At 57.8% G+C, this 7,940-nt stretch carries 11 protein-coding genes; 3 read left to right on the forward strand and 8 right to left on the reverse strand.

Translation table 11 applies throughout. The features are described 5' to 3' along the window. Window positions 1–250 precede the first annotated feature (250 nt). Together IVB13_RS08800 and IVB13_RS08805 are read left to right on the forward strand one after the other, a co-directional pair. On the forward strand, window positions 251–547 hold the full coding sequence (locus IVB13_RS08800; RefSeq protein WP_247488428.1) for a hypothetical protein: 297 nt from the start codon (window positions 251–253) through the stop codon (window positions 545–547). A gap of 842 nt (window positions 548–1,389) precedes the next feature. Beyond that, on the forward strand, window positions 1,390–2,136 hold the full coding sequence (locus IVB13_RS08805; protein WP_247488430.1) for a DUF5131 family protein: 747 nt from the start codon (window positions 1,390–1,392) through the stop codon (window positions 2,134–2,136). On the opposite strand, the gene IVB13_RS08810 is transcribed toward IVB13_RS08805, so the two are convergent. The 7 genes from IVB13_RS08810 to IVB13_RS08840 form a co-directional block, all read right to left on the reverse strand. After that, the gene (locus tag IVB13_RS08810; RefSeq protein WP_247488432.1) at window positions 2,126–2,953 is read right to left on the reverse strand and encodes a three-Cys-motif partner protein TcmP; all 828 of its coding nucleotides are present in this window, start codon (window positions 2,951–2,953) and stop codon (window positions 2,126–2,128) included. The two genes, IVB13_RS08805 and IVB13_RS08810, sit on opposite strands and share 11 nt — an antisense overlap. 153 nt (window positions 2,954–3,106) lie before the next feature. Beyond that, window positions 3,107–3,424, reverse strand: a complete 318-nt coding sequence (locus IVB13_RS08815; RefSeq protein ID WP_247488434.1) for a hypothetical protein — start codon at window positions 3,422–3,424, stop codon at window positions 3,107–3,109. 313 nt (window positions 3,425–3,737) lie between these two features. Further along, window positions 3,738–3,989 carry a hypothetical protein gene (locus IVB13_RS08820; protein WP_247488436.1) on the reverse strand — a complete coding sequence of 84 codons (252 nt, stop codon included), beginning with the start codon at window positions 3,987–3,989 and terminating at the stop codon, window positions 3,738–3,740. 60 nt (window positions 3,990–4,049) lie between these two features. Next, on the reverse strand, window positions 4,050–4,304 hold the full coding sequence (locus IVB13_RS08825) for a hypothetical protein (protein WP_247488438.1): 255 nt from the start codon (window positions 4,302–4,304) through the stop codon (window positions 4,050–4,052). Window positions 4,305–4,319: 15 nt separating this feature from the next. Next, the gene (locus IVB13_RS08830; protein WP_247488440.1) at window positions 4,320–4,649 is read right to left on the reverse strand and encodes a Rap1a/Tai family immunity protein; all 330 of its coding nucleotides are present in this window, start codon (window positions 4,647–4,649) and stop codon (window positions 4,320–4,322) included. Window positions 4,650–4,968: 319 nt separating this feature from the next. After that, window positions 4,969–5,400, reverse strand: coding sequence for a hypothetical protein (locus tag IVB13_RS08835; protein ID WP_247488442.1), 432 nt, complete (start codon window positions 5,398–5,400; stop codon window positions 4,969–4,971). A gap of 455 nt (window positions 5,401–5,855) precedes the next feature. Continuing rightward, complete coding sequence (locus tag IVB13_RS08840; RefSeq protein ID WP_247488444.1) at window positions 5,856–6,188, reverse strand: hypothetical protein; 333 nt, start codon at window positions 6,186–6,188, stop codon at window positions 5,856–5,858. A gap of 165 nt (window positions 6,189–6,353) precedes the next feature. On the opposite strand from IVB13_RS08840, the gene IVB13_RS08845 reads away from it, so the two are divergent. Continuing rightward, on the forward strand, window positions 6,354–6,506 hold the full coding sequence (locus IVB13_RS08845; RefSeq protein ID WP_247488446.1) for a hypothetical protein: 153 nt from the start codon (window positions 6,354–6,356) through the stop codon (window positions 6,504–6,506). Window positions 6,507–6,703: 197 nt separating this feature from the next. On the opposite strand, the gene IVB13_RS08850 is transcribed toward IVB13_RS08845, so the two are convergent. Next, complete coding sequence (locus IVB13_RS08850; RefSeq protein ID WP_247488448.1) at window positions 6,704–6,973, reverse strand: hypothetical protein; 270 nt, start codon at window positions 6,971–6,973, stop codon at window positions 6,704–6,706. Between the last annotated feature and the right edge of the window lie 967 nt (window positions 6,974–7,940).

Genomic DNA, 7,940 nt, shown 5'->3' on the forward strand with positions numbered 1-7,940 from the left:
ACCCTCATCGAGTAGCGCAAGTAGTTGCGCTTCCTCGTCGACCGACCACGGGCGGATCTCTTGTCGATTGTTGGACATCGATTTCATGCCAGAGCGCTGTGCGGCGCCATCCTACGTCACGAACGTAAACGATGAGTTCAGGAGGAGCCGTGAACGTCGCTAACTCGCGCTTCCGGACCCAGGGGGACATGTAAGGTCGGCCCAAGACACGCGGTCCAGGGTGGCCGCGTAACGATCTGTAAGTATTGGCATGCAAAATAGCGCCTTTCTGCGCGTGATCAGTCCGACCAAGGAGATCGCCGTGACATCCGATAATGATGACGAGTTGGCTGTTTTGACGCGAGAGATCGCTGACAAGGTGACCTATGTTCAGAGCCAAACTATCCTGATCGAGGTCCTTAAGCGAGACGGACACGACGTATCCGATGAGAGAGAGCTGGCTAAAGAGCGGTCGCATTTGGCAACACGGATAGCGAGGCAATTTAGGCTGCTCGAAATAACGTCGGCTCGTGAAGGAAACGAGCCGGTCTCGGCGACTCAAGGATAGCCATGTCGGATCGCCGGAAGATCGACCGCGCGGACGTCGACTTAGCCGCCTACATTTTTGGAGATGGCGGCAGCCAACGTTGCCGCGTGTTCAACATCTCGGAGGGATCGAGTTGCAGACGAAGTTGCACATGCGTGCCACATTCAAGATGATGTTGGAAAGAGACCGCATCATCAGAGATTGTCGTCTTGTTTGGTGCAGTGATACTCGCATCGGCGTTGTTTTCAAAACGGATTAAGTCGGCTCTGGTAGGTTGGGTACCAGCAGAGGGCCGAGCGGTGCAGGTCGGGTGTTTTTACCACCAGCGTCGAGCGGGAGGTACCAAGCGTTGTTGCTGCGGGTCAACGGCGCCACACGCAAGGGGGCTGTGAAGAGGGCGCCCGGTGATCCGCTTCGCAGGACCCTGTCGTTTTCGACAGGTTCGGGCCATTCCCAGATGCGGCCATGATCGCCGCGCTAAAAGACGAGGGCCGCGGCTATGCGATGTTATTACTTCCCGATCTTCCACAACGGCGAGACACAGACGGACGATGTGGGGGAGCTGTTTGGCTCTGCTGAACTAGCGGTCGAATATCGCGCCCGTGTGCCGCCGAGATCCCGCGGCATAAGGTCTAGGGGAGGCGCATGAGGTGGAAGTGAGGGCAACGTTAAGGCGTGCCCCGAACCCGGCAGCGCAAGGGACACCGAGTGATTGGTGCGCGTGGCGGGCAGGGCGCGCTGGCGGCAACGTGGCCCCTGCAAGCCCGTAGGCTGCCTGAAGGGCGCGGGCGGAAGAGGTGAGGGGTAGTTAACGAAATCTCACCACTTTCTTGTGATTCTTTGCGCCCTGAAAGGTGCTCATCATGGCTGAGACTTCCATTGAATGGACCGACGCGACGTGGAATCCTGTGGCGGGTTGCACCATCCTCTCGCCTGGGTGCACCAATTGCTACGCAATGCGTATGGCGGCGCGCTTGGAGGCGATGGGCACGGAGAAATACCGCGGTCTCACTCGAAAAACAGGCGGCCGTGCCAAGTGGACCGGGAAGCTCTTCCTTGATCACAAAGCACTAGAGACGCCCAAAAGCTGGAGCAAACCGCGCCAGATCTTTGTCAACTCGATGTCCGATCTCTTCCATTCGGACGTGCCGGCTTCGTTCGTGGCCGAGGTCTGGGCGACGATGGCGGCCACTCCACAACACACCTATCAGATCCTCACGAAGCGACCGGATCGCATGGCTGAGATCACATCAAGACTGCCAGTGCTGCGAAACGTTTGGCTCGGCACTAGTGTCGAAAGTGCGGATTATCTAGGCAGGATCGATGAACTGCGTGAGGTACGCGCTGCGGTACGGTTCATCTCGTTTGAGCCACTACTCGGCTCAGTGGCCGACGCCAACCTCAAGAATATTCATTGGAGTATTGTGGGAGGCGAGAGTGGGCCCGGGGCGCGGCCGATGGATGCCGAATGGGTTAGCGAGATCAGGCGCGCCTGTCGGCGGCACAAATCAGCGTTCTTCTTCAAACAGTGGGGCGGGAACAACAAGAAGGCCGCTGGGCGCATGCTGAACGGCCGCACCTATGATGAGATGCCTTTAGCTATAGCTTGAAAAAATCGCCTTGTTTCTCTGGATTGGCTGCGGTCTTCCAAAATTTATGGGCGAGCTCGTGCTTGGCTACCAGGAGCAGCCAGTAAAGGTGTTGGCCCCCACTATTTTTCAGGAGCTTCATGTCGGTGGATGCCTTGGTGCCTAATCCGGATACCAAGCCTCTCCAGTGATCGATGATCTCGCCGCGGATGCCACGCTGGGCCTGATCTGGGTCGATTACGTTTTTCCAACCTGGGGCGAACCTATCGAATGCCGATATGGCCGATCCGATGTTTTCGTCTAGGTTTCGCTGAAGGTCCATTTTGCTGAGGTGAACCAGCATATCCATTCGGGTCCGACGCGAGAGTGTCCTGAAGATGTTGAAGTCCAGAGCGCCCAAGCTGTACGGATCGATGAATGCGAAGTGCAAGCCCTCTGGTTCTAAGCGATTCAGAATTGCGACCGAGGTTTCGACAGCTTCGCCATGGATGGCTGCCACAGGTGCGCCAAGCGCACGCAGACGCTTTGTCGCAGCGTTGAGCCGTTCCTCATCCATGTCGGCGATGTACATATGCGAAAAAGGCGCCTTGCCGGCAACGCTCTTCCGCCACGCGGCAACGCAGCTTCCGTCGATGAAAGGCCCGCCTTTGATCTTCGAGCGGCCGGGCCCACAAAATAGGTCAACGTAGGTGGTTCCGGCCTTGCTAGGGCCTATGAATTTCGTGCGTGCGCCGCGCGAGATATCGACGTATCTGCAGAGGAGGTCCTGCTTTTCTTGGGCCCATGGCCCGACTTCCTCGGCCGGGAGACCGTCGTCGCCGTCGACCAGCTTGCCCATGACAACCTCAGTTGTGAACCTTGAAAAAGGCCATCGGTATGCCGACGGCAGAGCAGGTGGATGGACGGCTCTCAAGATTAGTTCTGCTTCCGGCCTCGATAATCACTCAAGTCCGCTTCTACAGCTTTGGCCGTTTTTGCAAAACCATCAGGATCAGTCGCCTCTTGGTGTTTCATAGCGGGCGTCAACTTTTGCCACAAACTTCTCCATGTCGTCATGAACCACATCGTAGGGCGGCTCTTCGCCTCGGGCTAAAAACTCCTGTTTCAGGTCTTCTTCGATCTGCCTCTTGGCATAATCTCCAACGTCATCCGCCATGTGCTTGAATGCGGATCTCCAAGCGTCGAGAAGTTGCAGGGCGGTCAGACTTTTATGTTTGCGGCCGCGTGCCAGGTAGTCGGCTAGGTGATCAGCTTGTTCGCTGGCTATGAGACCTAGAACGTCGTCTTTGATAGACGCGGGTTTCTGCATCAGAATCTCCTACAGTTTATCTGATCTGGCCAAATCAGTCTGGACAATTCGAGGATCGCATTAGCCCCGCGCTGAAATGTATCGTTGACACGATACATTGTGGTGCCGTCGCGCAAGGTCGTGCGCTCAATAATTTTGTACTCTAGTGCAGACGCGAGATTTATGATCGTCTCCTCAATTTTCTGGCGCGCGGGGAGATCGCGATTTTCTCGTGTAGACGAAATGTAGCCGGAGACTGACGGAGCAGCATCCACGATCTTTGTGCGTCTGTAAGATTTCATGCCTGGATCACAGTTTGCTTTGGCGCCGCCCTTCACCGCGGGATCTCAGTCAGATCGTGCCAAACGGGACATCCAGTCGCCGTAATAAAGCGCGCAGCAATGTCGTCCAAGTTCTCATCGCCATCGGTCAGGATTAGGACACCATCAATTCCGTCCTCAGTCATACTGGCCACTGCGGTGGGGACGCGACCGAACGGGCCAATGCTGACCTCGTGCCCGCGCTCCATCAGCGCGGCGGTGTACGAACCGGCGACGTCTGCGGCGGATAGGATTGCGATCTCCATTTTTCGGAGACTTCCGACTGACAATCTTACGTTTGAATGGTGGCTCGGATGCATGGCGCGCTACGACTCAACGCCGCGTGAGCGCATACTGCGCCAATAGTCGCGGATCTCTGCCTCAAACCAACCCTCCGCTTCGGCACGGGCATCACTCCGCGATCGGAATTGGAGGTAGTGGCTGTAGTGCTTGCCTTCGAGCCATGTTTTGAAGGCGCCAAAGCTTGGGTAGTGGCCGGGCTGTGGGCGATAATTCGTCTCGTGCATCCACTCCAACGCAAGATGTCTGATCATTTGCTCGGCGTCGGCTTTTTTGTGCATGACATGCGGCTCTTTTTATTTAGAGATCTGCTTGCACGCGAATGCGGCGGTAACCGCCCTATAGGTGGCCAGCGCAGCCACGTCGCTACGTTCGGCAGGGTAGTCCTTTAAGTATTTCACCACGACGTCCATCATTTGCTGATTAGTGCGCTGACTATCCGGCCCGCAATCGTAACCGTTCGCCAGCAGCATATCGTAGTGATCGATAGTCGTGCCCAGACAGACCGGGTGCCTCCGCGGGTTTTGGCAAAGTTCATACAGCGAATTACCAGTATCAAAATACGCGCTGGTGGGGTTGGCGCAGTAGGCCAGCGCAGCGACGGCCGTAAACCAGCGAAGCATCATCTTTCCCCCGTGAAGTGCAAGTAGGAGGCGTGAAGCAACTTCGTCAATCGATATCGTCGCCGTCGTCGTCTTCGTCGGCTCCCCGATTGGGGTCCTCGACGTACACTAAGCACCCCTCGTAGAAAGAGATTGCGTTGCCTCGCAGCGGACAACCCGAGTCGGAAGTTACATTGTGCACTTCCGCCCAACGATATCCTGCGGCGTGACCAGAACAATCATCGGAGCAGTCGTAACCTCCGAATTCGCGAGGCTGCGCATCGCAAGGGGTGGTCAGAACGCCGAATGTAAGTATGATTGCGACGGATCTAATCGAGGTCATTCACGTACCCGGCGCGACTGTGGGTTTAGATGTCGGCTTCTTTGGTTTTGGCGCAGGCGCAGCAGCCGCAGTTTCCTGCTGCTTTTTCAGCTCTGCGACTTTGGCCAACTCGGCGCGCTTAGCGTCGGCCTCTTCTTCTTTGACAAGGAGATAGCCCTTTTCGGCCATACAGCCTTGGCCCACAGTGTCCGCGGCGTTATTTCGCTCTTGGGCTGCTATGGCTCCCGCCAATCCACCGCTAGCGACAGTGACCCCGGAAAGGGCGGCCTTGTTGCGCTCGCCAAGACAAGATGTCTTGTCGACCTCGAATTGGGTTGTAAGAACCGGATTTTCGCGAGCGGACTGTCCGTCGACACGGACCCAGCCCATTTTCGGCGCCGCTGCACAGCCGCCCAGCACGACGCAAAGCGCCACGACGCCAAATCTACGCATGTGAAAAGCCCCCCGGCCAGAAAACGACACCGGCGCACTGAACCTCAACCATTGCGCGAGATCAATAGGTTGCGCGCGTAAAAAGTCGCAACTCGGGAAAAATATGCAGGACTTGTGGACGAAAAGGCGGAAGCGCCCCGAAAGGGGATGATGCTTCCTTTCCCCTTCGCCGTCCCGGCCAGCCTATTGTTTTTGACCGGGCGGAATGGCGCCTGCGGCAGCGTCCGGCAGGGATGGCGGGGCGGTTTCGGCCGTGGGTGGGGCGCCTCTAAGTTCAGCGGCGTCCGTGCAGTCTCCCGCCCAAAGCTTCGTCCCTTTGACCGTTCCGACGAGCTTGCAACCCATCGGCGCTTGCGGCTTGAGCTGAACCGGCGGCCTTTTTACCGGCTTCGGCGGAGCCGTTTGAGCAAAAGCGCCAGTCGTAATGAGCAGCACGATAAGTCCGATGAGCGGCCTCATGGCTTGTCCCCCTTTGTCTTCAGCGTTTCGCTTGGTAGCCGGGCGAGTAACTCCGCGCGAAACTTCGCGATATCTCGAAGCAGATCGTCGCGGCCGGGCTCCTCCGGTAGCTTGCGAGCGGTGGCGTCTAACTTCACCGCCATTTCATCTAGCTCCTGCAGGCTGTTCGCGCTCATTTCTTCGCCTTTACCCGTCTTCACCTTTAACCCGATCTCGACCAGTCGGCGGATTGCCTCTGGCCTTGTTGAGCGTCGTCTTGCTTCGGATCCAATCATCAAGCGCAGCCAGGTCGTCCGGCGCCTAACAAGAAGATCTTCAGTATCTGACACCAAAAGGCCCGCCGGGGGAATGCCGCAGTGGGGCTGGAGCCACGCTGCGGCTTTTCCCCTTCGAGGCTCTTTGCCTCTTGTTCAAACTCGCTGAGGTTGTGGCTGGAAATGCGCCGATTCTGAGCGCATGGTAGGCAGATGCAGGTGCAATGCCCAAAATGCAAAGTGATCGTCACCATTGGCAAAGCCAAGTGGTTCTTCGATGGCGGCGAGTGCAGGGAGCTTCGCGGTACTGTTGCGGGCGATGCTAAGGAATATGAAAAGTGCCCGGTCCTCATCGAAGCTGTGTCGAGCGTCATGAAGAATGTCGCCACCTAGGCGAGCGCCTCGCCCAGGGTGCCCGTGAGCGAGAGCGAACCTTCCCAAAAACCAGCCAAAGCGGATGCTCCAGCTGCGTGGTCGCCAACCGAGATACGGCCCCGGCTTGGGGGCTGGAGCATTACAGGCCGGGGCCGCTCCGCCAGCTCAGGGCGCCGAGCCAGCGCGGATTCAAGCAGAGTTTGCCCGGTCGGTTCCTAACGGAGTGCCAGCATATCCTGGCCGGGCGTCAGCACCCGCACATACGTGCCGCTCTCATGTAGCTCCAGCCAACCCTTCTCGACAGCGCACCTGATACCGGCGCCGAACTCCGCGCCGCTTGCCTTGAGCGTATAGAGGAAGGGGTAGTTGATCTTCTCGATATGGATTCTGCCGTCCTGCACCGCCTCGATGCCTGAAGCGAGCTGAAGGAGCTGGCGGGCGGCAGCTTCCGGATTGGCAAAAGGGCGTTCGGTGACGTGTTTCATTGCTGGAAAAACCTTGAACCTATTCAACGCCGCCGGGTACCGGCTCGCCGCGGCGAATAGCTTCGACGCCTAGACGGTCCCCAACGGTTGGAAGATGCGGTGGGCGTGGCGGCATCAGTTCTTCGCCTTGTGTTTCAATCTCGATGGCGCCGGGGATGAGACCGGCAGCCTCCTGAGATGTAGAGCTGCTCGCTCTGCTCGAAGAGCAGAAATTCTGCAGACAAGTCTTTGAACCGTGATCTCATCGGTCGGATGAGCATCTGAGATCAGATCTTTGCACATGGCAATGCGGTTATCGATGGCGGCGCAAAGCTCACACATACTCCTCTTACCTCGCACGGACGAGAAGATCGATTCACATGAATGCCTCCTCCTGAACGATAGGAAGGCACGGCGATTCTGCTTGATGATCAATTAACGACCGCCCGCCGGCTGGGATCTGGAGGACGAGCACGACGGGGCCGAGCCCCACGAGGACTTAGAACCGAGCCTCGGTTGGACCTCAACCACCAACCAAGCCGCGCCGGCAATGGCAGGCAAACTACCGCGGCATGAGCGACCTGGAGGAGGGCGTTGGAGCGGCGAGTAAGAAGCGGCCGGCGTCCAGGACCGGGAATCTGGTGGTGGTCGGTGCTGGGGGTTTTAAGGTAAAAGCCTATCGGCGGTCCTGACTGTGCCCCCAGCCCCTTGGGCGCCGCTGAGGCCCGCTCTGGCGCAAGCTGGGGCGGGCTTTTTACTCGGCTGCGTGCATGGCGTGTGCACAGACTAAAAGGTCTAACTGAATTGCAAAGCTAAACGGGCTGCAAGTCTCTGATTTCACTTGGTGAGCGCGCTGGGGCTCGAACCCAGGACCCCGTGATTAAAAGTCGTGTGCTCAGGCGTCCGTGCGCCTTAGATCGTAAGCGCTTAGCCGCAACCCTATTGAGGCTGGCTTGACGTTTTGCGGAATCGCCACGGCATGAGGTCT

The organism is Bradyrhizobium sp. 17 (genome assembly GCF_023073515.1).
Classification (GTDB): domain Bacteria; phylum Pseudomonadota; class Alphaproteobacteria; order Rhizobiales; family Xanthobacteraceae; genus Bradyrhizobium; species Bradyrhizobium canariense_D.